At 34.4% G+C, this 23176-nt stretch carries 28 protein-coding genes, 3 pseudogenes and 1 riboswitch; of the genes and pseudogenes, 13 read left to right on the plus strand and 18 right to left on the minus strand.

What is annotated here, in order from left to right; genetic code table 11:
* Positions 1 to 62: 62 nt before the first annotated feature.
* From C9J34_RS18915 to C9J34_RS18925, 3 genes are read left to right on the plus strand one after another with little or no spacing between them, the layout of a single operon-like run.
* Positions 63 to 428: a DUF2089 domain-containing protein gene (locus C9J34_RS18915; protein ID WP_107841738.1), complete on the plus strand. Its 366-nt coding sequence runs from the start codon at positions 63 to 65 to the stop codon at positions 426 to 428.
* 13 nt (positions 429 to 441) lie between these two features.
* Positions 442 to 831, plus strand: coding sequence for an SHOCT-like domain-containing protein (locus C9J34_RS18920; protein ID WP_107841739.1), 390 nt, complete (start codon positions 442 to 444; stop codon positions 829 to 831).
* Positions 832 to 842: 11 nt separating this feature from the next.
* Complete coding sequence (locus tag C9J34_RS18925; protein ID WP_107841740.1) at positions 843 to 1124, plus strand: hypothetical protein; 282 nt, start codon at positions 843 to 845, stop codon at positions 1122 to 1124.
* Positions 1125 to 1189: 65 nt separating this feature from the next.
* Here C9J34_RS18925 and C9J34_RS18930 read toward each other — a convergent pair whose 3' ends face one another.
* Complete coding sequence (locus C9J34_RS18930) at positions 1190 to 1555, minus strand: P-loop NTPase family protein (RefSeq protein ID WP_107841741.1); 366 nt, start codon at positions 1553 to 1555, stop codon at positions 1190 to 1192.
* Positions 1556 to 1990: 435 nt separating this feature from the next.
* Here C9J34_RS18930 and C9J34_RS18935 point away from each other — a divergent pair, with 435 nt between their 5' ends.
* The 3 genes from C9J34_RS18935 to C9J34_RS18945 all read left to right on the plus strand — a co-directional run bounded on the left by C9J34_RS18935 (position 1991) and on the right by C9J34_RS18945 (position 4300).
* Positions 1991 to 2269 carry a hypothetical protein gene (locus C9J34_RS18935; RefSeq protein ID WP_107841742.1) on the plus strand — a complete coding sequence of 93 codons (279 nt, stop codon included), beginning with the start codon at positions 1991 to 1993 and terminating at the stop codon, positions 2267 to 2269.
* The gene (locus C9J34_RS18940) at positions 2248 to 2928 is read left to right on the plus strand and encodes a helix-turn-helix transcriptional regulator (RefSeq protein ID WP_107841743.1); all 681 of its coding nucleotides are present in this window, start codon (positions 2248 to 2250) and stop codon (positions 2926 to 2928) included. Before C9J34_RS18935 ends, C9J34_RS18940 begins: the two co-directional genes overlap by 22 nt.
* Positions 2929 to 3076: 148 nt before the next feature.
* Positions 3077 to 4300: an MFS transporter gene (locus C9J34_RS18945; protein WP_107841744.1), complete on the plus strand. Its 1224-nt coding sequence runs from the start codon at positions 3077 to 3079 to the stop codon at positions 4298 to 4300.
* 152 nt (positions 4301 to 4452) lie between these two features.
* On the opposite strand, the gene C9J34_RS18950 is transcribed toward C9J34_RS18945, so the two are convergent.
* The 3 genes from C9J34_RS18950 to C9J34_RS18960 all read right to left on the minus strand — a co-directional run bounded on the left by C9J34_RS18950 (position 4453) and on the right by C9J34_RS18960 (position 8166).
* Positions 4453 to 5385 carry an ABC transporter substrate-binding protein gene (locus tag C9J34_RS18950; RefSeq protein WP_107841745.1) on the minus strand — a complete coding sequence of 311 codons (933 nt, stop codon included), beginning with the start codon at positions 5383 to 5385 and terminating at the stop codon, positions 4453 to 4455.
* A gap of 101 nt (positions 5386 to 5486) precedes the next feature.
* Positions 5487 to 7055 carry an ABC transporter substrate-binding protein gene (locus C9J34_RS18955; protein WP_107841746.1) on the minus strand — a complete coding sequence of 523 codons (1569 nt, stop codon included), beginning with the start codon at positions 7053 to 7055 and terminating at the stop codon, positions 5487 to 5489.
* A gap of 265 nt (positions 7056 to 7320) precedes the next feature.
* Positions 7321 to 8166, minus strand: a complete 846-nt coding sequence (locus tag C9J34_RS18960) for an AraC family transcriptional regulator (protein ID WP_193769088.1) — start codon at positions 8164 to 8166, stop codon at positions 7321 to 7323.
* Between the two features lie 232 nt (positions 8167 to 8398).
* On the opposite strand from C9J34_RS18960, the gene C9J34_RS18965 reads away from it, so the two are divergent.
* Both C9J34_RS18965 and C9J34_RS18970 read left to right on the plus strand, forming a co-directional pair.
* The gene (locus C9J34_RS18965) at positions 8399 to 8605 is read left to right on the plus strand and encodes a helix-turn-helix transcriptional regulator (protein ID WP_107841748.1); all 207 of its coding nucleotides are present in this window, start codon (positions 8399 to 8401) and stop codon (positions 8603 to 8605) included.
* Positions 8605 to 9087 carry a hypothetical protein gene (locus C9J34_RS18970; protein WP_107841749.1) on the plus strand — a complete coding sequence of 161 codons (483 nt, stop codon included), beginning with the start codon at positions 8605 to 8607 and terminating at the stop codon, positions 9085 to 9087. Before C9J34_RS18965 ends, C9J34_RS18970 begins: the two co-directional genes overlap by 1 nt.
* Before the next feature lie 304 nt (positions 9088 to 9391).
* Here C9J34_RS18970 and C9J34_RS22475 read toward each other — a convergent pair.
* The 8 genes and pseudogenes from C9J34_RS22475 to C9J34_RS19010 all read right to left on the minus strand — a co-directional run.
* A pseudogene (locus C9J34_RS22475) lies at positions 9392 to 9520 on the minus strand (CPBP family intramembrane glutamate endopeptidase); the annotation flags it as partial.
* 170 nt (positions 9521 to 9690) lie between these two features.
* Positions 9691 to 10254 (minus strand): GNAT family N-acetyltransferase, encoded by a 564-nt coding sequence (locus C9J34_RS18980; protein WP_193769083.1) that lies wholly within the window; start codon positions 10252 to 10254, stop codon positions 9691 to 9693.
* A 36-nt stretch (positions 10255 to 10290) separates the two neighbouring features.
* Positions 10291 to 10509, minus strand: a complete 219-nt coding sequence (locus tag C9J34_RS18985) for a hypothetical protein (RefSeq protein WP_107841750.1) — start codon at positions 10507 to 10509, stop codon at positions 10291 to 10293.
* Positions 10510 to 10658: 149 nt separating this feature from the next.
* Complete coding sequence (locus tag C9J34_RS18990) at positions 10659 to 11690, minus strand: serine hydrolase domain-containing protein (protein ID WP_238600712.1); 1032 nt, start codon at positions 11688 to 11690, stop codon at positions 10659 to 10661.
* A gap of 197 nt (positions 11691 to 11887) precedes the next feature.
* Positions 11888 to 13156 carry an MFS transporter gene (locus C9J34_RS18995; RefSeq protein WP_107841752.1) on the minus strand — a complete coding sequence of 423 codons (1269 nt, stop codon included), beginning with the start codon at positions 13154 to 13156 and terminating at the stop codon, positions 11888 to 11890.
* Positions 13157 to 13536: 380 nt separating this feature from the next.
* Positions 13537 to 14520, minus strand: coding sequence for a phosphotransferase enzyme family protein (locus tag C9J34_RS19000; RefSeq protein ID WP_107841753.1), 984 nt, complete (start codon positions 14518 to 14520; stop codon positions 13537 to 13539).
* A gap of 287 nt (positions 14521 to 14807) precedes the next feature.
* Entirely contained in the window at positions 14808 to 15278 is a 471-nt protein-coding gene (locus C9J34_RS19005; RefSeq protein ID WP_107841754.1) for a peptide-methionine (S)-S-oxide reductase, read from the minus strand.
* A gap of 271 nt (positions 15279 to 15549) precedes the next feature.
* Positions 15550 to 16242: an ArsR/SmtB family transcription factor gene (locus tag C9J34_RS19010; RefSeq protein ID WP_107841755.1), complete on the minus strand. Its 693-nt coding sequence runs from the start codon at positions 16240 to 16242 to the stop codon at positions 15550 to 15552.
* Between the two features lie 99 nt (positions 16243 to 16341).
* Between C9J34_RS19010 and C9J34_RS19015 the strand changes: the two genes are divergently transcribed.
* Positions 16342 to 17214: a DMT family transporter gene (locus tag C9J34_RS19015; RefSeq protein WP_107841756.1), complete on the plus strand. Its 873-nt coding sequence runs from the start codon at positions 16342 to 16344 to the stop codon at positions 17212 to 17214.
* Positions 17215 to 17448: 234 nt separating this feature from the next.
* Here the strand turns inward: C9J34_RS19015 and C9J34_RS19020 are convergent, their stop codons facing one another.
* From C9J34_RS19020 to C9J34_RS22125, 4 genes and pseudogenes are all read right to left on the minus strand, one after another.
* A complete protein-coding gene (locus C9J34_RS19020; RefSeq protein WP_274523378.1) occupies positions 17449 to 17742 on the minus strand; it encodes an FtsX-like permease family protein in 294 nt (97 codons plus the stop codon).
* A gap of 10 nt (positions 17743 to 17752) precedes the next feature.
* Entirely contained in the window at positions 17753 to 18565 is an 813-nt protein-coding gene (locus C9J34_RS19025; RefSeq protein ID WP_193769084.1) for a HAMP domain-containing protein, read from the minus strand.
* A gap of 19 nt (positions 18566 to 18584) precedes the next feature.
* A pseudogene (locus C9J34_RS19030) lies at positions 18585 to 19278 on the minus strand (response regulator transcription factor).
* A 92-nt stretch (positions 19279 to 19370) separates the two neighbouring features.
* The gene (locus C9J34_RS22125; protein ID WP_193769085.1) at positions 19371 to 19544 is read right to left on the minus strand and encodes a hypothetical protein; all 174 of its coding nucleotides are present in this window, start codon (positions 19542 to 19544) and stop codon (positions 19371 to 19373) included.
* A 490-nt stretch (positions 19545 to 20034) separates the two neighbouring features.
* Positions 20035 to 20144: riboswitch (TPP riboswitch) on the plus strand.
* 166 nt (positions 20145 to 20310) lie between these two features.
* Between C9J34_RS22125 and C9J34_RS19035 the strand changes: the two genes are divergently transcribed.
* From C9J34_RS19035 to C9J34_RS19040, 3 genes are all read left to right on the plus strand, one after another.
* Positions 20311 to 20745 carry a hypothetical protein gene (locus C9J34_RS19035; protein ID WP_107841759.1) on the plus strand — a complete coding sequence of 145 codons (435 nt, stop codon included), beginning with the start codon at positions 20311 to 20313 and terminating at the stop codon, positions 20743 to 20745.
* The gene (locus C9J34_RS22705) at positions 20732 to 20857 is read left to right on the plus strand and encodes a hypothetical protein (RefSeq protein ID WP_274523377.1); all 126 of its coding nucleotides are present in this window, start codon (positions 20732 to 20734) and stop codon (positions 20855 to 20857) included. The genes C9J34_RS19035 and C9J34_RS22705 overlap by 14 nt, the downstream gene beginning before the upstream one ends.
* A 93-nt stretch (positions 20858 to 20950) precedes the next feature.
* The gene (locus C9J34_RS19040; protein ID WP_107841760.1) at positions 20951 to 21304 is read left to right on the plus strand and encodes a DUF2599 domain-containing protein; all 354 of its coding nucleotides are present in this window, start codon (positions 20951 to 20953) and stop codon (positions 21302 to 21304) included.
* Between the two features lie 378 nt (positions 21305 to 21682).
* On the opposite strand, the pseudogene C9J34_RS19045 reads toward C9J34_RS19040, so the two are convergent.
* Together C9J34_RS19045 and C9J34_RS19050 are read right to left on the minus strand one after the other, a co-directional pair.
* Positions 21683 to 21853, minus strand: a pseudogene (locus C9J34_RS19045) (DUF2785 domain-containing protein); the annotation flags it as partial.
* Between the two features lie 434 nt (positions 21854 to 22287).
* A complete protein-coding gene (locus C9J34_RS19050; protein WP_107841761.1) occupies positions 22288 to 22536 on the minus strand; it encodes a hypothetical protein in 249 nt (82 codons plus the stop codon).
* An 87-nt stretch (positions 22537 to 22623) separates the two neighbouring features.
* Here C9J34_RS19050 and C9J34_RS19055 point away from each other — a divergent pair, with 87 nt between their 5' ends.
* A complete protein-coding gene (locus C9J34_RS19055) occupies positions 22624 to 23151 on the plus strand; it encodes a hypothetical protein (protein WP_107841762.1) in 528 nt (175 codons plus the stop codon).
* Positions 23152 to 23176 lie beyond the last annotated feature (25 nt).

Below are 23176 nucleotides of genomic sequence, written 5' to 3' on the forward strand. Positions count from 1 at the left end.
TTATTTACAAATAATATTCTTAGATATACAATCAATTCAAGTAAAAAAGAAAGGATGTTATTATGGCTTATGAAGTAATTACCAATTGTCCCGTTTGTAGTGAAACATTGAAAATTACAAAATTGCAATGCTCTCACTGTCACACAACAATTGAAAATGAGTTTGAACTATCGAAGTTAGCATCCTTATCAAAGGAACAGCTTCATTTTGTGGAAACATTTTTAGCCTGTCGAGGAAATATAAAAGATGTCGAAAAGGAGCTAGGCATTTCCTACCCAACAGTTCGAGGCAAGCTAACAGACATTATTGAATCTCTTGGCTATGTGCAAAAGAAGAAAAATGAAGTAGATGAGAAAAAAGTTGTGACGATGTTGGAAAATGGTGAAATCACACCAGAGGAAGCAATTAAATTATTAAAAGATGAATAGGGAGGCATTTATTATGCAAGAGGAAATTACACGCGTGTTAACAATGGTTCAAGAAGGTAAAATTACTGCGGATAAAGGCTCCGAGCTGATTCAAGTTTTGCAAGAAAAAGAGGAAACGAGCAACAAATTATTAAAAAAGCCGACTAACTATTTGGATAAAACATTAAAAATTCGTGTGGTATCAGCCGAAAACGATAATGTTAAAGTTAATTTACCTATCAAGCTTATCAAAGCCGTATTAGTAGCAGGACACAATATCGCATCAGGCTTTCCCCAATCCGAGAAATATGTAAAAGACATCGATATCAATCTAATTGTTGAAGCAATCGACAATGAACTAGATGGGCAAATTGTTGATATTAGATCAGCAAACGGAGATAGTGTTTCAGTTACTATTGAATAAAGGCTTAACCTATGATGCATATAAAAATGAAAACAAAAGGCTTTCGATTGATTATCCCTGTTCCGTATCTGCTTTTGAAAATTGCTGTTGCTATTTTATCTTCAGCGTTTATCTCTAGACAAATCAATAAATGGATTGACGCATCTGCTGAAAACGCTAAAAAGCACTTTCCTTTCCCATTACTGGAAAAGGAAACACTGATTCCACTTATTAAGGATTTGAAAAATTATAAAGGATTGACGTTAGTAGATATTAAGGCACAGGATGGTACTGAGCTATCAATTAAGCTATAATAAGTGCTGTTTGAAAGGAAATCGTCTCAAAATAACTTTTCAGACGACTTCCTTTTATAAATCTTCTATACCAATAACCTTTGAATCTCTCTCGTCAGCTCTGTAAATCTTTTATCTAACTCTAAATAGTTCGGATCATCTTTTGGCAATGTGCTTAATTTCCCCAACACATATTGCCGCTCCGTTTCGAGTAACAATCGATGCTTTTCGTTAATCGATTCCTGCGCTTTTGGAAAAGAAAGCTGCCCCTGCTTTAGTTGCCATTCTTCATGACAAACTCTTTCTCGAAAATAACAGTCATGTGAAGCAACAATGAGTGTACCTGGATATTGTTTGAGTGTATCTTCGAATTGCTCTCTAGAAGGAAGGTCTAGATGATTCGTTAGCTCATCAAGTATTAAACAATTCGTTCCAGCAACAAGATATTGCAATATTTTTAGCTTTACTCGCTCCCCTATGCAATCATCATTTTGAGATTGTAAAAGGCTACCTCTTTTCCGAATAGTTGAATCTAGCTTTTATCGATTAACAATCAGATTAGATGTGCGAATCATTAATATAAATCAGCTATCCTTATACTGCTCATCGATAACAACTAATTTTCAACGAGAATATAAAAATCTAAAAGATATTAAATAGACGATTAGACAGATTATCGGTATAGAAGCTGTTGAAAACATAGGATACCAAACATAAAATAGTTCCACAATGGCTCGGGCTTTAATTCGTCAAAAGCCTTTTTTAGCTTTTCATTTATGATGTCAAGTTATAGATCATCCTTATTTGCAATTAAAATCGTTCTCACTTATAGTAGATATAATAAGGAATTTTTTACATATCTTATTACTTTAAGGGGCGTTCATAAATTGAATTTAAACATCAATACAAATGATTTAGATTCACTCTATAGCGAAATTGAATGTAGACAGTTGATTCTGCCATCCAATCAAAAAGCCTATAGTTTACCTATCCATAATGGCTCGGGCATCATTGAAAGACAACTTTTAAGAGTAGGGATGGAAATGAATTGGTTTCATGCTCAAACGAATGAACCTATTTCTTTAAGCTGTGACGTTCGTTATCCTCATCTCGAATTGTTCTATCCTCTATCTGGGGATGGATTATGGGGAAAGAATTTAGCTTAGCAGCCAACACCTCCAATTTTCTATTTGCTCAAAACACGAAAATATATTCCGAGCTGACACCAAAGGAAAAAGTAGTCATGATGGAATTACGTATAGATTTAAGGCACTTCAAACAATTATTAACAGAAAATAAACATCTTTTTAAGCAGTCATTTTTTTGTCAGCAAATATCTGAGCCCTCTCACATTCATAGACTAATCGAGCAAATAAAGAATTGCCCTTATACTGGCATGCTGAAACAGCTCTACATAGAGGGGAAAGCACTTGAATTATTAACCCTTCATTTAAACGGAATAGAGCTTGAAGAGAACAAAAAGAAAGCCGGCACTAAGCTTAATCAAGCTGATATTCATGCTCTCTATCATGCTAAGGAAATTTTAAACAACTGTTGGAGAACACCTCCCAGTATTTTAGCACTCGCCAAAATGATTGGCTTAAATGACTATAAATTAAAATATGGCTTTAAAGAATTATTTGGCACAACTGTATTCGGCTATGTTAGAGATTTGCGAATGCTAGAAGCTCGAAAAATTTTAGAGCATGGAAAGGCAAATGTCAGCGAAACAGCGCTAATGGTTGGTTATCAAAATCTTAGCCATTTTGCCACACTATTTCGGAAAACATTTGGCTATAACCCTAGTGATTTAATAAAAAAATAAAAAATTCTCTCAAGATTTATTGCCCTTCCTTGAGAGAATTTTTTTGTGTTTATTTAAATAATCCGTCCACCGTTTAAAAAAATCCTTTATTGAGTAGCAGCCTATACAATTCGCATTGATAATTATTATCAATAAAGGAGGAATTGACTTGCAACCAAGAAAAGTTATTTTTTTATCAATGATTATTTGTTATATAGGATTCGGAGTTATAATCCCAATTCTTGCCCCTTTAATTCGGGAAATAGGGCTTCAGGAAAGGCATGCTGGAATTGTTATTTCTATTGCTGCCTTAGTATTATTGCTAGCAGCTCCTTTCTGGGGAACCCAAAGTGATCGTCTAGGTCGGAAAAAGGTCATGGTGATTGGATTTGTTGGTTTCTCATTTAGTTTAGCCTTTTTCGCCTTTTTAGGGTGGATAGGCATGAAGGATTTATTACCAATCAATGTCGTGTTCATCCTATTACTTAGCTCAAGGATTATGTTTGGCTTCTTTTTCCCAGCGATTTCATCATCCTCACAGGCATTGATGGCAGATCTCACATCTGTGCAAGAAAGATCAGCAGGTATGGCCATGATAGGTGCAGCTACGGGCATTGGCTTTATTATTGGCCCTGCTCTGGGAGCATTTCTATCAACGATCAGTCTAGTTTTTCCAGTCATTATCACAGCTCTCCTTGCATTAATCGCTGTTATTTTGATAGCCATACAAATTCCTAAAACAGAGCCAGCCGTAGTAGCCAATAAATACAATAAGATTAAATTAACAACTAGTGGTCTTCGTCCCTACCTACTTATTGCTGCGAGTGTCATGTCAATGATTGTTATGCTTCAAGTAACATCAGGATTTTTTATACAAGATCGGTTTTCATTAAACTCTAAGGAAACGGCGAGCTGGGTAGGTATTGGTATGTTTGCCGTTGGTATAATGATGGCACTTGTACAAATGACAGTTATTCAAAAACGTCAGTATTCACCACGTAGTCTGGTACGTATCGGCTTGCCAATACTCCTACTTGGGTTTGTCCTATTAATCGAGTGGAATCATTTAGCTGGATTTGTTATTGCCTTTATGTTGTTTGGCATTGGTGGAGGTTTTCTAATGTCAGGTTATACAGCTGGCATCTCCTTGTCAGCTGGAAAGGAGAATCAAGGTACTGCTGGTGGTTTAACAGCTGTTGCTACTGGAATTGGATCATTAGTTGCGCCAATTGTTGGGACAGAGTTATATCGTATACATCCTGATACACCTTATTGGGTTTGCATTACAATTAGTCTTCTACTAATTATATATGTATTTTCTTCACATAAGGGCTTAGTCATTGAACAGACTGTAAAGAATGAAACAAGTGAAAACAAAGCATCTCTTGTATAGTTTTTTTACCAGTTACATTTAAAAAAGCTGCCTTTCTAGTAATTAAAACTAGTAGGTAGCTTTTATAAATTGCTTGCTCACTCCCTGCCACATTTCATATTCATAATATGCAAAATACTTCCCTGCTTTATCAACAAGGAAGTAGCATCTTCTTATTTTTTACTTGTTAGCCAGTTGGTTAATTCCTCAACCTGAGCCAACACGGCTGTTGGATCATAATACCATGAACGTTCCTCTGGCCAGACATAAAGATTATCATTTTTTACAGCTGGCAAGCTACCCCATATTGGATCTTTCTTAAAATCTTCGACTGTTCGCTCATCAGAAGTCAAAATAATGTAGTCTCCGGCATAATCGGCCAGCACCTCTTCGGAAATTTCAGCCCACTGCTTTTCCATAATTTCATCAGCAATTTTTGCAGGTGGCTTTCGTCCGAGTGCCTGATAAACTGGTTGTCCACCACGACCAAAGTTATCACCATAGACATACCAACTTTTACCTGCATCTTCAATAATTGAAAAGCTTGCATCTGCTGGAATTATCGCATCTACCTGTGCTTTGGCATCAGCAATCTTCTGATCATACTGTGCTAGCCAGTCCTTTGCTTCCTGTTCCTTGCCCAATAATTGACCAAAGTATGTAAGCTCCTCATGTGCATTTTTTAATTCACCATAAGGAATCACAACAGTTGGGGCAATTTTACTTAGAGCTTCATAATTATCTCCATTGCCTGTGATGATTAAATCTGGTTTTAAACCTATGATTTTTTCTGTGGATGGCTTCCCATAAGTACCAATGCTTGTAACCCCTTTTAAAGCATCCTTTAAATAATAATTTTCAAGTGTTAATCCAGGTGCACCTATAGGCTGTACATTTAACACGATTAAAGTAGCAATATATTCTTCAGCAACGATACGCTTAGGGTTTACGGGTATTTCAATTTCCCCATTAATAGTCTGTACTTTTTTTGTACTTATCGATTCACTTTCTTCGTTCGTAGTGGTTGTCGTATTCCCACAAGCAGTTAATAGAAGCAGTAATCCCAGAAAAAGTGAAGCAATGATTTTTCTTTTTAGTAAAAGCAACCTTATCCCTCCATACAATATAAATGATAATCATTCTCATTCATTGTAGAAGAGCAGAGTATAATTGTCCATGCCTGAAAGTGATCTCCCGCCATGTACTTTTATGATGTCAATACTCTCATCAATTTTTCTAACTGGGCTGCTGTAGATAATGGATCATATCCATAAAATAACTCATACTGATTGATAAAATATACTTGTTTCTTGCGTACAGCCTCCATTGATCTCCATTGTTCTGAGTGTAGCATCTGCATAAAACGTTTTTTACCAAAATCTTGCGTAGGAAGAGCAGTAATAAAAATATGATCTGCTGGAAAATGAACAAGCTCTTCAATCTCTACTGGAAAAAAACCAGATTCCCTTATACTTTGAGCAATAATCGAATTCGGACGACTAAACCCTAAATCGTCATATAATATTTGACTTCCTCTACCATAACCACTATCAAAACAATAGGCTGCATTGTTCCCTATTTCCCAGACAATCGCAGTGCCTCTCTTACCAAGCTGTTGGTTGAGGATATGATTACAGTGTGCTACCTGTTCATTATATTGATATAGCCATTCTCCAACTAACTCCTGTTTGTCAACAATATTGGCGATAAGGCGAAACTGTTCTCGCCAGCTTAACTGCATACATGGAAGCTCGCATACAGGTGCCAACGAAAGTAATGCTTTTTTCTCTCTTTCACCACTATAGTTAATAATGACATCTGGACATGCCGCTATAATTTCCTCATAATTTGTGGCAACATCATGCTCATAGCCTTTTAATTTATGTGCAGATGGAACTGACTTTAAACTCTCAATATATGGTGAAAATACACCTAATTCAGGTATAATTCCAAGAGCTAATAAACATGCTGTATGATTTGTATTTAGAGCAATAACACGTTTTGGCTTTTGATTATAGACTGAAGGCGATATCCCAACAAATTGTTTAAATTTCCGACTTAAATAGGTACCTTCTCGATAGCCAACATCTCGCGCAAGGTCATCTAATTTCGGCATTTCATACAATAGCTTCTTTTGTGATTCACGGACTCTTAGTAAAGTTAAGTATTTAGTAAATGAATGGCCCGTGTGCTTAAGAAATGTGCGTGAAAAATGTTCTGGACTCACTTGAGCCTTTTCTGCCATTTGTTCACGAGTCAATTCCTCATGGAAATGTAAATGAACATATTCTAGTGCGATTTCAATCCAGGATTCTTCTTTTTGCTGTATAGATTCACTTAATTCCGTATAAAGGGCCTCTAACAAATCAGCAAATAATTTCTGTAAGCGGAATGGATGAGTTTTTTTAATAGCCCTTGCTTCCTTCTCTATTGCCAATGCCAGACTCATAATCTTATGAGAACAGCCTCGAATCATGGTGACTTCTTGAAATAAGCTGGATGCTCTTACTCTAAACGGGCGATACTCGATGACTATTCCACTCACACCACTATTATTGGGAATATAGAAATTACTGACATTATCCCAAAACATTATGGTTCTAGGATGAAGTTCAATTTGCTGATTATGAAGAGTATAGCTAATACTACCATCATAAACGATAATGATACATGGTAATGAGGATGAATGTTTATAGGTATCTAACATATCTTCTAAATGAATTATTTGTATAGGCTGATAAAAAGTATGGGAGAGTAAGCTATTTTCGATAGGCATCTTTTTCTATCCTTCCAAACACTAAATTGATATTGATTATCATTTTCATTATAATGAAGGAGAATTTCAAAAAGCAAACTATTTAGGAGACGTATTCCTTGATAAGATTCTCTAAAAAATATTTTATCCTCTAAAATACCTTATCCATCTTTACAAACACACATAACCTTTCAATTGAAGTAAGAAATAAATTATGCGTAGACGTAATTGATTAAAAAGAGCAGAACAAATTTCTTCTGCTCTCAGTTATCTTGCCAACAGCATACTAACCTTTTTTCTTAATCGCTATCCAAATCTCACTTTTCTGCTCTTTACTAGCTAATATTTCGGGACCTTCCGCTAATTCATAAGAGGATAAAGGCAACCACTCTGAATAAATCCGCTGCCATTGTTCCTCAACTTGTGTCCAATCCCCATCTACTTCAAACACCGCCCATAATAGAGAAGGAATTTTTAATGTTTCATATTTCTCTATTTCTTCTGTTGTAACAGCTCCTATATACTGCTCAAAAGTTGCCTTTCCTTCTATACTTTCCGAATAATTGGCTGATACATGTACAACACCATGAGGCTCTCCCTTAGAAATAGTCGCCAGTTCATTCAATCCACTCTCACCAACATTTGCTATCATATCTTCATAGGTTGGTGAAAGGATTTCATTGACCATCTCAACCTCATACTTCACTCCTACAACTTGAAATGGCTCCCTCTCAACAATGCGATACTTCATTTCAACGCCTCCTCGAATAGTTAATTGAAAGGACATTCGTGGATATACCTTCAAGCTCTGCTCTGGCTTTTTAGCTAAAGTTGGTGTGACACCGTGAAAATTCTGAAATGCTCTAGAAAAAGCATCAGGAGATTGATAGCCATATTTCATTGCGATATCAATCACTTTCACATGCTGCTCCTTCAGTTCTAAAGCTGCTAGCGTTAACCTTCTTCTACGAATATACTCCGATATCGTTATACCTGAGAGCAGCGAAAATAATCGCTTAAAATGATATTCAGAACAATAAGCCCTTTTTGCTACTTCTGCTAAGTCAATCTGGTTTTCTAAATTTCCCTCAATATAGTTTAAAGCCTCATTCATTTCTTTTAGCATATCCAGCACTCACCTTCCTTTCATCTATAACATATCAAGTAACATCGCCTTCTACCCGACTTTTTATGCTTATACTAGTCGGTTTGATTGTCGATAAGTAAAACTTTCTCAAAACATGAGTAGAAAATCAACAAGAACAAATAAATGTAAAGCACTCTTGACATTAAATAAAATGTAAAGTAAACTTTACTTACAACTAATTGTAAAGCTAACTTTACAAAATCGAGGTGAGGAAGCCATTAGAAATCGAATCAAAGCTCTACGTAAAGCTGCAAAGATGACTCAAGAGGAGCTAGCAATACAAGTAGGTGTCTCAAGACAATCAATCATTGCCATCGAATCTGGAAAATATAATCCATCACTCGAACTGGCATACAACATTTCGAAAGTATTCAATTGCATAATCGAAGAGGTCTTTATATTGGAAGAAAGGGGAGAGGAATAATGAGCACACAAATTTGGGGGGCAATTGGATTATATGGAGGAGCGGCACTTGCTATATTAAGCTGGTGGTTTAGCCGACGTATCGTAAAAAAGCAGCGCGGCTTGGATGAATTATATGAACATATTTGGCAAAAATCTCGCTCCATTTCTTGGTTCATCACGCTCGCTTCAATCTATATTTTATTTTCTTTAGTAATATTTGGAGTTGAAATAGGCGCAGCAATGGTTCTGGCAATCATTTTGACTGTTCATTTGGCAAGCTGGGGAATTACAGGCATGATTTTGTCTATCAATATGAATATGACAAAGCCTTTGAAGCCCTCCAGAGTTAAATTTGGTATTTCTATTGTGGCAGTGTCACTTATTACATTTACTGTCTTGTCCATTGTTACTGGCAACTGGTGGTTTTTGATTGCCAGCATCCCGCCAAACATTATTGGACTAATCAGTGCATTAACTCCTGAAAAAAATAATGAAGATTAAGATTGAATATACAGTGTAAGCTGAACCTGACAGCTCATTAGCACACCTATCTTCTTGTTTTTCTCAAACCTTGAGGTAAGCACCATGTACAGATAATCTGACGCTTCGCTTTTGATACAAAAATCCGTGAATATGGGATAAACAACATAACAAAAAACCGCTGTTTTAAAATAAACTGTATCCTTGATAAAAGGTACAGTTTATTTTTTAGTATTGGCTTCTTTTGTTCTTACTTTGCAAAGATTAATTATTTTCTACCTTCGATAAAATCATGATACTTTTAGCGAGGCTGTTTCAACTACCCCTATCCTAAGATTGTCAGTAAAACCATAATTCCATTAGTTAAACGGTGAATAATAACTGCTACCCAAATCGAATTTGTTCGTTCAGATGCCAGAGCAAAAATATATGTTGGAATATGCGGAGCGGTGTATTGCTTATGCAACAGCTTTAGAGTAAGTATTCAGTATGAATAGAAAACCAACCAGATCACACAAATATTATTTACTAGCGAAAAACGCAAAATACCTGCGGGATAGCAGAGAACCCGCAGGATATGGGATGCGTTACAAAGAAGCTCTACTTGCTATTCTAAGTAGAGTCCTAATATTTTATATCAAGGTCTTGCTTCAACAAAGAATACATATACAAATCATCAAATTTGCCACCTGTAAACTCATAATTTCTTAGTAATCCTTCTCTGACAAAACCTATTTTTTCTACTAGCTTTTGCGATGATCGGTTCGGTGGCTCGATTAATGCTTCTATCCGTTGAAAATGCAGATGTTCAAATCCGTAATTTATTATAGCTCCCACAGCCTCAGCAGCTATGCCTTTTCCCCACTGCTCTTTACTCAACTCGAAGCCTATCTCAGTACGAAAATGCTGAGAGACCATATTGTGAAAACCACAACTACCAATAACAATTCCTTGCTCTTTTAAAGTAATTCCCCATCTAATACCTGTTTTGTTATTGTATATTGATTGGTACCATGAAATTTCATCCAAAGCATCGTTTAATGAGTTAAAAGGCTCTAATCCATAATACTTCATTACTTCTGCATCAGACAGATAATTCAAAATGCTGCTCGCATCCTCTTTTTTAATTTCTCTTAATACTAATCTTTCAGTTTCAAGTACAGGAAATGAATCTATGTTTAAGGTCATAGTAACTCTCCTTGTTTATATTACTTTATTAGTATCCTACCTCATCAAAAATGTTGCAATTATAAGCCCTTTTAAAGAATTTGTTGGTATAGAATAATGCGTGATATGCATATAGCCAAAATCTAGCGCTTGCTCACGGTCTCCCCCATATCCATGAAGATAAAAGATTAATGGGCATTTCTTTAATTCACTTTGATAAACACTTAAAATCGGTATGTTATTTACTATGCGATCTTCCATTATTATTTTTGTCATTCATGATACCTCACTTATTAATCATTCCATTTACCTCTAAAATTACTATTGTCCATTGAACTCACCCCTTTCACGTATATATGCTCCTTCTTCAGGAAAACCGCTTCGTTAGTTTAAGTACACCTTATCATATTTTACAAAATAAGTAATTATTGTGCTGCTGATTTTATAGCACATTTATAAACAATATCCCCAAAAGAGCGAATATCGTTGAGATAATCATATCCTTCAGGTGAACCATAGAAGTTAAACATTCTTACTGCCACTATGTTTTGCTCTGGAATGACAAGTAGAGCTACATTTGTGTAACCAAGCAATTGATAAGAGCCCTTTGGAACGGTATCTCCTATTTGGTTAAAGGGATAGTTTGTATCTTTTACAAACCATAAAAATCCATTCTTATGAATAGGAAGTTCCGGGTTAGGAGTCTGAATAGACGTTGCCATTTGAATGATTTCTCTAGGAATAAGCTGTTTTCCTCCCCATTCCCCTTGTGTTAAATGAATGTAACCGAATAAAGCAAGTTCTTGTGCAGACACGTACATGTTCATTCCGGAGCCATTTACTACATCTGTCTCAGTCCAAAAGAAATCATTTGCATTACGAATAGTATCGGTCATTTTTGAATGAGGCTGGCTCATCTTAACCCATTCAGTAGATTGAAGGCCGATTGGCTCAATAAGCTGCTCTTTTACAATATCCGCAACAGACTGTCCCGTTGTTTTTTGAATAATCATTGTCAATAGCTCAATACTTGGACCTCTATATACCCATGATTCACCATATTTATATTCATTTACCAGTTTACCATCAGCTATTTTAAGACCATGTGTATGCGTTAATAAGTGACGAATGGTCACACCCTCATATGCAGATAAATGAGATTCTTCAACAAACTGTTGAATCGGAGCATCAATGGAAAAATAGCCATTGTATATAGCGTACGCAGCAGCAAAACCGATATAAGCCTTTCTTACAGAGGCTATGTGGAATTGAGTATCTGCTTTCACATCTCGGGCATGTATAACATTTGACTGTTTACCAAAATAAGACTCTGTTACTACTTTGTCATTATGAATAATAAATAGTGCAGCACCGCTACACCCCAGCTTTTCAGCACTTTCTTTTACATGGGTATGGACATCTTCAAACAAATTTGTGTAATCCTTTTCTAATAGCAATTTATTCACTCTCCTATAGAAATAAAAAATGCCCCCAATATGATTGGAGGCACTGTGCAACATTACTGTTTTTAACCATTAAGGACACCAACATAAGCTATCTCACTTATGTCACCTGTATACGCATTTAAATTTCTATATATATCCAAAATCTCTCTATATACGAACCAAACATCGTTTATATTTTAAAGCGTCATTTACGAAGTTATATTTTCTTTTGTTTCTTCTAGCTTTTTCATGTTGCTAAAAGAGGCGTAATAAGCAACTATAATCGAAATTGATGCCCCCGCCACTACAAGTAAAAATCCATACGGGTTCAAAAACATAAATGTAACTCGGTGACTCACTAGCCAATCTCCCATTACTCCTCCAATGACATAAGCTAGTGGAAGCGTCCCCCATGAAAGCATCCTAGAAATTGAAAATACTCTTCCTAGATATGCAGCATCTGTATTGCGCTGAATAAGCGTAATGCTTAATGTATTTGTAATGGGTAATAAAAACCCCATCATAATCCATATACAGCCAATTAACCAAATACTCTCTGTTAGCCCTGTTAGAAGTACAGCAAGTCCCATCCCTAGTGAAGATAGTAGGATATATCTAATCATATTGCTGTTTACTTTCAAGGTAGACATAGCAATACTGCCAAGTACCATGCCAACACCAAATAAAGAAGTCACAAGTCCAAACTGCTCTTCTGAACCAAAGTCTAAAATATAAGGTTGGCGAATGACACTATTTACCCCTAACGCGACATTAAGCCAAGTATGGAACATAATCATGGCAAACAATGCTCTATTATTATATGTGTAATGGAATCCATTGAGCATATCTTGCCAAAAGCTGTACTGTTGTTTTTTATTGTCGTTCTCTTTTTTTGTATCCACACTTTTCCACAAAATAAGAATAACTATTAATGCAAGCAAGTAGGTGACAAAATTAATTCCTATAATCCAGCTGATTTGTCCAAATCCATAAAGTGCACCAGCAAGTATAGGACCAACAATATTCGTTGTTGAGGTTGCAGATGCAAGCATTCCATTTGCCTGTGATAAGCGTTCTTCCGAAACAAGTAGCGGCGTTAACGCTTGCAAGGCAGGCATTTCTAACGCACTTACAACAGATAATGTTATTGTCAGAAGGAAAATAACAAATACCGTGAGATGGTCAGCCATTGCAGCGACTGTCCCAAACGCGAGTACGCCAGTTCCTAAAATTCCACCAACAGCTAAAGCTAATCTAGGCCCTTTACGATCAATGTAATTGCCAACAAACGGTGACACCACCACACTCGGTAAATAACTTGCAACCATAACCATTGCAAAGCTAAGCACTTGACCTGTAGATTGATAGATCCAAATACCTAACACAAATCGAGTCATCGACGACCCCAATAAAGAAACAAATTGACTAATGATAATCCATAAAAAAACGTAAAAAGTATTCTGTTTTAAAAAATTCAATTTTTATCCTCCGCTCATTCATGCGGAAGCAAACTTCTGTACATCATATCAAGCGATAAAGGTGACACTCCATTCTACTTCCGCTCTTTTTTTGCTTGTATTGGTAATATTGATGCAGACTGTCATCATCTATCACTCTCTTTCTTTAATTAGTTATACATACTATACCAGTTTTCTGATTTTTTAAAAATACCCAAATATGGAACTTTTCATTTTTCAGAAAAAAATATTGCTATACACAATCTCTATTGAACTAAAATGCTTTGTGAATCTAAGTATATTTCTTCATAACCTTTATCTTGATATTAACGTATATATCCAACAAAAAAATCATCTCACCTCTAAGATTTATAGAGGTAAGATGATTTTAACCAAACTTTTTATAGTGTTTGAAAGTTTTGTCTTAATTCATCTGCAACATGAACTAATTTATCCCTTAATCCAACAAACCAAGATGGGGCTTCATTTATTTCATCATAATCCAAAGACTTTAATATTCTGGAGAGCTTATATAAGTTTGCATATCTTCGAAACTGTGAAAATTGAGCCACTACATCATTTTCTAAATCCATTTTAGAACGATAGCCGTTTAAGAAAGATTGAATCAGTAATTTTGAATGAGGACTGTCATCGTCAATAAAATCATCAAGTGCTGTTACAATATCAAGTGCATACCAGTGATATATTGCATCATCAAAGTCGATTATATTGAAAGTATAGTCCTTATCCTCTTCAAAGAAGATATTATCCAATTGAAAATCATAGTGTATCAATCCGAACACATCTTTGTTAGTAGGTAATGATTGCAGCCAATTCGTTACCCTAGTTAGCTCTTGAAGGGCTAGTTGTTCTTCTGGATATTTTTTAAATACACTTTCCATGAATTGTACTGTATCCAACCAACTCTTTCTTCTTTCAGACACTGGCTCAAAATTTTTTGATAAAAAATGAAGTGAGGCAAGTGATTCACCCCATTGCTCCATCTGTTTTGCAGTAATTGTCTCGGCATCCAAATTGATCCCGCTTGCTGCACTAAAAACAACAGCAATAAACGTTCCTTCTGGTGTTTTTAGTGTTTCAATTAGTTCTCCACTTTTTGATTGAATTGGTGTTACTGAAGGAAATCCATTTAATCGTAAATATTGCATAAACTCTAACTCAGCTTTTATTTGTTCAATTGATTTATCCTGCTCAAAACTTAATCTCAAAAAATATTGAACTTGATTACGCTCAAAAGCATAGACAAAGTTTGAACTTGCACGCCACAACTGCAAAGTTCCCTCTTCACACTCCCACAATTGAACGAGACTCTGAGCAACCGTATCAGAAACTACTCCTTTTAACATGTTTCCTAAATTCATCATCTTTTATTTTTCCTCCCATTGCCTTTGAGAGGATTGAACTTTAATTAAGAAGCAATTCCTCTCATTGGCATGCTATTTTGAAATTCGATCATTTTCAATATGTCACCCCTTTCTTAAATTTCGGCTATCAAAAATTAATAGCCCTATATTTAATTACACATAAAATCATAAATACCTCCTTGTTGACTGGGTTATTTAATTAAAACAAACAAGGAAAATTTGAGATTTTTATTAAGCTGCTCTGCTAGTTTATAGATTCCCATAAATCACTTTCTAATCAATATCCCTTACTTATACTTACTTAATAGTTCCTCTGGAATATGACAATAATCATTTGGACATCTAGCTAACCTATCTTGATGTTCTTCTGCACTTCTTATGTAGTTTGTAAGAGGTAATACTTCAACAACGATACGTTCATAATCGTCTCTCACACTAAGAAATGCCTTTGCCTCTTTTAAATGTTCAGGCTTGTCACTATATACGCCTGTTCTGTATTTCTCACCAACATCCTGACCTTGTTTATTCAAACTGTATGGATCAATGATTTCAAAGAAATAGCCCATTAATTCCTTGATTGTTACAACTGTCGGATCAAATCCTGTTTTTACACATTCGGCGTACCCATCATAATCACCCTCAAGTGTATGACTTGTTCCATTCGCTCTTCCTGCTTCCGTAAATTTAACACCTGGTAACGTTTTGATAAAAGCTTGAACTCCCCATAAACAGCCACCCGCAAAATATACTACTTCCATATGGACTCTCCTCTTTGCTTCTAAAATTTGTTCCTAGTAAGGATAGACGGGAAAATGTGATAACAAATTCTGCTGAATACAAGTCTAAAACCCCTCTAACACAAAAAACCCGTTCACTTATTTTAATTATAAGCGAACGGATATGAATTACACTAACATTCAAATAGCTAGTTTAAATGCTGATTTAAAATAAAATTTGATGAAAAACATGCTGCCAGCGTTGATTTTATAGAGGAATTAATATAAAAAGCGTTCATGTAAAAAAATCATTCTACATTAAGTTCTCTAGACCAAAAAAGTCTTTAAAACCTGATTTTCCAAGGGCTGTGATAACAATTTCACGAGTTTTGCCTTTAGTTTCAATCCACCCTAATTCAAGGTATCTTTCAAATAAACAGTTTCCTAACGCACCTCCTAAATGATGAGTACGTTCACTCCAATCAAGACAGGCATGGGAAAAGGAACGGCGCTTTTTAGATACATTGACTAAATCTATTCCTAATTTCTCAAAAAAATTTTCTCCTTTTGCTGTAATCGTAAACTGTCCGTTATTCATTTTTAGATAGCCTGATTCTTGCATAATATTTGTTAATTGAACACCTAAACTTCCTGCTAGGTGATCATAACAAGTTCTTGCATTTTTTAATCTTTTTAGTTGGCTCGATTGCCTTAATGAACGAACTTCTGGTGGAGAAGAAATAGACATTAATATCTCTAGCGTATTAGCAACTTCTTCATTTGCTAAACGGTAATATCGAAAACGTCCATGTTTTTCACTAATTACAAAATTATTTTCTGCAAGCTTTGCAAGATGAAAACTAGCAGTTTGAGGCTTAATATTGGCCATATATGCTAATTCACTTGCAGTGTGAAACTTTCCATCCATTAACGCTACTAAAATAGTTGATCTTGATTCTTCTAAAAGAAGAGCGGTTAATTCTACGATTTTTGGATTGACACTCATTTTTCCACCTCTGTAATCCATACTTCGATAAGCATCGTATGATTTTGTTCTTATAATAATACTTATGGAACTCAAATACAATCCAAGGGAGCACAACAAATGAATAAGTACAATTTTTTCATTTTAATTATTTTGACTACATTTTTAATGGGATCATCTTTTGCTGTAGGGAAAATTGGATTAAACTATTCTTCTCCCCTATTGTTGGCTGGATTACGCTTTTTACTAGCAGGAATCATCATGACTGTAATTGTAAAGCTACTAAAAAGAAAACAGCCTAGTGGTCTGAAAAATTGGGGGCGAGTAGCAATTATAGGAACTCTGCAAACAGCAGGGGTAATGGGATGTATATTTATAAGTCTGCGAACTATACCGGCAAGTGAATCTTCAATATTAACTTTTATGAATCCCTTATTAGTCATTATTTTTGGCACTTTATTTTTAGGTATCAAATATAAATGGTATCAATGGAGCGGGGTCGCACTAGGCTTTTTAGGTGTGGGTATCACATTAGGAGGCATTAATGATTTTAAAATTGGGATTGTGTTTGGTGCTTTTTCTGCGGTTTTTTGGGCAGTTTCAACGTTGTTAGTTAACAAATGGGGGATGAATTTTGATACTTGGTCACTTTCAGCTTATCAAATGCTATTTGGTGGAACCTTGCTGCTATTATTAAGTTTAGTGCTAGAAAATTCTTATTTTATAGTTAATATAAATTCTATATTTATTCTTTTATGGTTAAGTATTATGTCGTCTATTGTCCAATTTGCAGTTTGGTATTTCCTTTTACAAAATGGCGAACCAGGGAAAACTAGTTCCTATTTATTTTTAGCCCCCTTGTTTGGTGTCTTAACTGGGAGTATATTGCTAGATGAACCTATTTCTTATTCATTAATAGCTGGTGGTGTATTTATTTTAACTGGAATTTATCTTGTGAATTGCAGCTTTAAAACTTTTGTAGAAAAGCCTTAGAAAAATAATCTAAGGCAATAGCATCGCAACATTTTTATAAACATCATAACTTTATTCAAAACATCGCGACTTTATTTTAAATCTGCATTCTATGGTAATCAAAAGGAATCCATTTTGAAAAAAGATTGATCAAAATGGATTCTTAATTTGTAATTAGATATTCGATTAAAATAGCCAGACCTATTATAAATGATTAGTATATCTACAAAGATAATTTTTAAGATTACCTTTTCATTATTCAATAATTAATATTCGAGGCGATGTTTTCGAAATAACTCTTGTCGATAACCAACAGCCAAGACAAGCAGCAATTATGCTAAAACATGTTACGCCTATACTCATACCCCAGTTCACAACAAGCGGTAATTTGATTAATCCATACTGGGATAATATATTCTCCAAAACAAGTGGTAGTAGCTTTACCCCTACAAGCATTCCTAGTAGTGCACCAAATGCTGAAAGAATGGCAATGCCCAATGTAATGGACCACCTAATTTTATTAGAAGTCATTCCAATCGATTTATAAATACCATACGTGCTACTTTGTAGTAAGAGGCGTTTTTATGTCGTGCAAAATGCTAGAAATTAGCTTTTTGTGATTTTTCTCTTGCTCATCACGTTGAATACTAAGTTCCATAATTTCAATTCTCATTTGTTCAAATACCGCGTATACTTCTCCTATTTCATCGTTTTTCATATATGCTGTCGGTTGTTCATAATTCCCTTTTAATATTTCCTCTGTACTCTTTTTTAGTTTCTGTATTGGATGAATGATATCCACCCTACATTTATAACTCATCATACATAGTAGGCCTATTAGAATAATGGTTAACAAGATCATGACAATCATAATTGAATAATTGGTAGAAAGATGTGATGAATCAGTAAGAACACTATTTTTATCTATTGTAAAAATAACATTTCCAACTTGAGTTTGTGTTTCCTCGTCCATGACAGGAAACGCTATGTTAAACATATCCGCTTCAACTTTTGCAGTATATAAATCATAATGAAGATCATTTCTTATATCAATGTATGGGGCAGAAGAATCCTGCGAGGAATTGAAGCTGACTTTTCCGTCTAACCGAGAGATGAGTATATCTATTCCTTGATTAATGCTCATCGTCTGAAGGGCATTACGCACATTCGAATCATGCTCAAGATCATGGTAATGCTGCTCTATATAAAGTAATAAGTCGTTAACTTTTACTCGGACTGGATTAATAACATAGGGAGCCTCAGCCTCTTTATCTTTGTTTAAACCATCGACAAATAAGTATATCCCACATCCTACAATTAGAAATAGGCAGAAAAGGATTGCCATAAGCCATTTTTTCATCCACTCATTCAAATACATATGCTTCTCCTATTTATTCATTATTTACACTAAATTTATATCCAATCCCCCAAACCGTTTGTATATAAACTGGGCTAGATGGATTGGCTTCTAATTTTTCTCGTAGTCTTCTAATATAAACAGTAATTGTATTCTCGTCCCCATATTCCCCATATCGCATCCAATAACTGTCTTTTAGAGAAAACTTGATTGCTATGTTTTGATAAAAAATATAACAAGTCAAATTCCTTAGCCGATAAGGAAATACTTTCATTATCTATTGTTACTTTATACGCTTTTTTGTTTATCTCTATTTTCCCAAAACGAAGAATCTCATCATTTGTTTGATGGTTCAACATTCGCTCATGCTTACGTAAATGTGCATTTATTCTTGCTACCAGTTCACTTACAGAGAATGGCTTTGTCATATAATCATCCGCGCCAAATCCTAATCCAATTACTTTATCCGTATCGCTGCCTCTTGCACTTAATATAAGAATGGGTATATTACTCTTCTCACGAATTTGACGACAAAGTTCGATTCCATCGTAATCTGGAAGCGTTAGATCAAGGATAATAAAATTTGGATTAGCTGTTTCAACAATATGTATACCTTCCTGACCTGTTTCTGCAATCATCACTTCAAAATTATTTACACTAAGGTAATCCCTTACGATGCGAGCAATATCTTTTTCATCCTCAATAATTAAAACCTTTGCCTGCTTCATCAATTACATTTCCCTCCCTTACTCGTAAAAATTTATAAACTTTATTAGTTCCTTATTTAAGATATTCAAATATACTCTTCTATATTAACTATCTACTGAATCAAGTTAAATTCAATTGCTGTATCTTGATAAGAAGCACCTGTCTGTTTCATAAAGTGTAATACATTCAATTTGAATTGAACAGAATATTCTTGCGCCTTCATTTTTTGGCATAAATCTTTTCTACCAAAAGATTTATCAGCCCTTTCCCATTGTTTGATTGGCATTGAAGATGACACCTCATATTTTTTCGATAATAATGGCTAACCTTACTCTCCCTCTAAATATTCTTGAACGACTCTTACCTTAAATCCTTTGCTATATTTTACTCCTAAATCTCAGTCTCGGCCTTGTTTAATGCACTGTTCAATTTCGGATATTCTTGCTTTTTCAGACAGAAAAACACCCCCTTTAGACAATCTTATCTAAAGGAGGAAAACGGTACGACTTTATTTCAAAGCTACAATTGCATGGGAAAAAGAGGTGCTTGAAACCATTCTGTCTCCATTTTCCAATAAGGTTATGGAAGGCACTAACAATAAAATTAAACGGATAAAAGATATGGGTTTGGCTATCGAAACGATGCACATCTGTTTCTTCGATTACGTTTGGAAACAAGGCATTAATTTTTATTACATCCACCTTTTGGTGTTTTTACTTTCTTTTCCTAATTGTTTATGTTAACCTATATTTAGAAATAATTGAAGTTGTATTTTAATTAAACAACAGGGGAGCTTGCACATGCAGGCTGAGAGTAAGCAAAATGTAGCTTTAACCCTTAACCTGATTTGGATAATACCAACGTAGGGAGTTGATTGCCAGTAATAGATTACTATGCAATGCACCCTTTTGGGTGTGTTGCATTTTTTATTTTTATTAATTTTCAAACTTGTATGTCTTTTTGGCATTAGCTTGCTTGTTATTAATCGTGGAGTGAAACCAAAATATCAAATTGTTTTGGAAAATAAATTTTTTAGAGGGAGTGAATGAGTAATGAGTTCAGTACGAGTAAAAAAAATTTTAGGTTTAGCCACTTTAGTAGGATTCTTTTTTCTTATCGCAAGTGGAAATGTTTTGGCTACTAGTGATAGCGAGGTAAAACATTTAGTAGAAAATACTTTTAATAGAATCTATGTAACTTGCCTAGTATCACTTCTATTAAATTTTATTCTTATTTTATTTCAGATAAAAAGAAAAAAAGAAAAAATCAATTCATATCAAGCTATATTAAGCTTAATAAATTCGCTAGTTTGTATATACTTATCGGTATTTGTTTACTGGAAAGAAGCAGTTTATATAGACTTTACAAATTCAAATGGCAATAGTAGTCACTTAATCTTAATCCTCATAAATATTGTGTTAGGTTGCCTAATATTAATATTTAATTTTATATACAAAAACAAGGGAGATAGAAATGATGAAAATTAAAAGTACATTTATTTTAGCAAGTGTTTTAAGTTTATCTTTATTAGGGAATACAAATGTAAGTGCAACAGTCGCAGATTCACCTTATCCTGTAACAAACTTATCAGATCTATAAAATATAAATTTTGACAAAATTATCCTTGATTATACGACACAAGATTAAATTGATTATTACAAAGATTTCTATGCTGTTGGTTCAGAAACTTTAATGTTAGAAGAACAATCAATTGGTATACAAGAAGCACTATATCTTACGTATGATGAATATTTTAGTAAAGTAGAATGGAGAACTAGAAATGGTGTAGTATCCTTGTCAATTACACCCAAATCATCATTAACTAGTGTTTCTGGAAATGTCTTAATGGCTAGAGCGTTTCATTCTTTTTCTTTATTAGAGGCTAAATACAAATCGGATTCTAGATGGAAAAATGGTGGTTCATTATCAGCTCAATATCATTGCCATGTATTAGCTGCAGGAGCATTAAAAACTCCATGGAATCTTGAACCACATAGAACTGAAACGGGTATTTGGAAAGTTATAGGTGGCGCTTGTAATCCATAAAAATAACACCTAAGTACTTTGAAGAAAGATAGTTTTTAAAAAAGTTGAATAATATATTGCTACACTTTGTCAAGAACCTAATACATTGTTAAATATGAGGATATTAGATAATAATGGTGACAAATACAGAATAAACTTGATAGAACCTTTAAAGAAACATCTTATGTTTTTTTATTTAATAGATACGTTTCTTTTGATTCGATTGATTGTTAAAAAGGAATATAGTTATTGCTACAATTGTAGCTACAACTATATTCTTTTTAGTTATAAAAAAATTATAATAACCACAGCATATATGTTTAGTTGTTTATTCATAAGGTTTATATTGTTTAGTGGTACTAGTGGGCTGTTTGGATACAAATTAGTTAAGCCTCCTATGAACCCATTCTCTTCCTTAATCCACATATAAAACATTGGATAAATCAGGTTATCCCGTAATTCTGGCTGAGGATCGCCGATATATTGAAGCAACAAAGATAAGAAATCTTGATACTGCTCACCTTCGCGTAACTGATACTCATCCTTCTCAATTCTTTGTAAATCCAGCATCAATTTCGTCCTTGTATCCTCAAATGTTCTTGTTCTTTCCGACATAAAAACACCCCTTTAGATTACTATAATCGAAAGGGGTAAAACGGTACATCTTTCTTTCAAATCAACAATAAAGTGTTGGTTTGGAATAAAGTTTGACTAAAAGTGCAACCGAATCGTTAATTGTATCAGCTGAGTATCCAACGTGTTTAAAATATTTCTTTCATTTTTAGGCATTAGATCGGCATAAAATATATAAATATAAAAAAGCCCTTAAAGGAAATTTTATGGGCTTTAAAAACAACAGCTTTATTAAGCTTTTTACACAATCAGTAAAGTTGAATGGTGCCTCCACCTTCACACGCGCCTGTTAAATAATAATAACCACTTTCTTTTACAGGATAAAAGCCATAGTCTACCCCTTCTCTAGCAGTAAATTATATCTCACCAACTTATACACCACCTTTAGAAATGTAAAAGGCTACATGCATTATTCCCGGTTTATCATTTTCCCTTGAATAATATATCGTTTCTCCTTGTGTGAAATATACAGAACCAGAGGAAGCATACATAGCTTGACCATATTGTAATTTAGCGTCAGCACATCGAGGTGTACCAGCGTATGCGAAATATGCATCGGCTTCTAGTAAATTAGCAGTGGAACTACAAATAACAAATAGAGATAAAGTTAAAAATTTCAATATTTTTTTATCCTACTCCTCCAAATATTTAATAGTTTTACAAGATAGATTCTGTATTTTTTCAAAAATCCTCTAATTTTGAAGGAGATGTTTAAAATAAAAAAAATCGTACTATTGTTATTTTCTGTTTGCCTCTTATTTATTTTTTTTATTAATTCTTCACCTGTGAATGAAGACAGCTTCGAGAAAAGCTTTCTGGACATAGGGTACAAAGAAGTCGATAAAGCTATCGCTGATGCCGAAACATACTTTCAACAAACCATTGCTCTCCCCACAGAAGTTCCAGCATTAGAATTTACACATAGTTTCGGTAGATTTATTAGTTCAGACGAAAATACCTATCTTGAAATTAAATATATAAACCAAGATTCGCCCAAGAACCATTATAAAATCGAGATTAGACCAATAAAACATAAGATTCCTACAAACGATACCCATGTCACTCAAAACTTAAAATTAAATAATGGCAGTAATGCTATTTACAGTACAAAAATTCAAGGGTTTAATATCCTTATTTTCGAAAAAAATGAATGGCAATACATTCTATCATTTGACCAAAGAGTTTCTCAACAAGCTACTGAATTGCTCTTAAAAATTGCAAATTCAATAGAATAAATATAGAGTAGCAGCCAGCCTCTAC

This window comes from Metasolibacillus meyeri, assembly GCF_003049505.1.
Classification (GTDB): Bacteria; Bacillota; Bacilli; order Bacillales_A; family Planococcaceae; genus Metasolibacillus; species Metasolibacillus meyeri.

What these genes read in the sequence shown, in the direction of transcription:
- C9J34_RS18915 (WP_107841738.1), top strand. Translation starts at nt 63, where the DNA reads ATGGCTTATGAAGTAATTACCAATTGTCCCGTTTGTAGTGAAACATTG.
- C9J34_RS19005 (WP_107841754.1), bottom strand. Translation starts at nt 15,278, where the DNA reads ATGGAAGTAGTATATTTTGCGGGTGGCTGTTTATGGGGAGTTCAAGCT.
- C9J34_RS19035 (WP_107841759.1), top strand. Translation starts at nt 20,311, where the DNA reads ATGAGTTCAGTACGAGTAAAAAAAATTTTAGGTTTAGCCACTTTAGTA.
- C9J34_RS18920 (WP_107841739.1), top strand. Translation starts at nt 442, where the DNA reads ATGCAAGAGGAAATTACACGCGTGTTAACAATGGTTCAAGAAGGTAAA.
- C9J34_RS18925 (WP_107841740.1), top strand. Translation starts at nt 843, where the DNA reads ATGATGCATATAAAAATGAAAACAAAAGGCTTTCGATTGATTATCCCT.
- C9J34_RS18970 (WP_107841749.1), top strand. Translation starts at nt 8,605, where the DNA reads ATGAGCACACAAATTTGGGGGGCAATTGGATTATATGGAGGAGCGGCA.
- C9J34_RS18940 (WP_107841743.1), top strand. Translation starts at nt 2,248, where the DNA reads ATGGGGAAAGAATTTAGCTTAGCAGCCAACACCTCCAATTTTCTATTT.
- C9J34_RS18980 (WP_193769083.1), bottom strand. Translation starts at nt 10,254, where the DNA reads ATGACCTTAAACATAGATTCATTTCCTGTACTTGAAACTGAAAGATTA.
- C9J34_RS19055 (WP_107841762.1), top strand. Translation starts at nt 22,624, where the DNA reads ATGTTTAAAATAAAAAAAATCGTACTATTGTTATTTTCTGTTTGCCTC.
- C9J34_RS19010 (WP_107841755.1), bottom strand. Translation starts at nt 16,242, where the DNA reads ATGAGTGTCAATCCAAAAATCGTAGAATTAACCGCTCTTCTTTTAGAA.
- C9J34_RS22125 (WP_193769085.1), bottom strand. Translation starts at nt 19,544, where the DNA reads ATGCCAATCAAACAATGGGAAAGGGCTGATAAATCTTTTGGTAGAAAA.
- C9J34_RS19015 (WP_107841756.1), top strand. Translation starts at nt 16,342, where the DNA reads ATGAATAAGTACAATTTTTTCATTTTAATTATTTTGACTACATTTTTA.
- C9J34_RS19000 (WP_107841753.1), bottom strand. Translation starts at nt 14,520, where the DNA reads ATGATGAATTTAGGAAACATGTTAAAAGGAGTAGTTTCTGATACGGTT.
- C9J34_RS18955 (WP_107841746.1), bottom strand. Translation starts at nt 7,055, where the DNA reads ATGCCTATCGAAAATAGCTTACTCTCCCATACTTTTTATCAGCCTATA.
- C9J34_RS18985 (WP_107841750.1), bottom strand. Translation starts at nt 10,509, where the DNA reads ATGACAAAAATAATAATGGAAGATCGCATAGTAAATAACATACCGATT.
- C9J34_RS19040 (WP_107841760.1), top strand. Translation starts at nt 20,951, where the DNA reads ATGTTAGAAGAACAATCAATTGGTATACAAGAAGCACTATATCTTACG.
- C9J34_RS22705 (WP_274523377.1), top strand. Translation starts at nt 20,732, where the DNA reads ATGATGAAAATTAAAAGTACATTTATTTTAGCAAGTGTTTTAAGTTTA.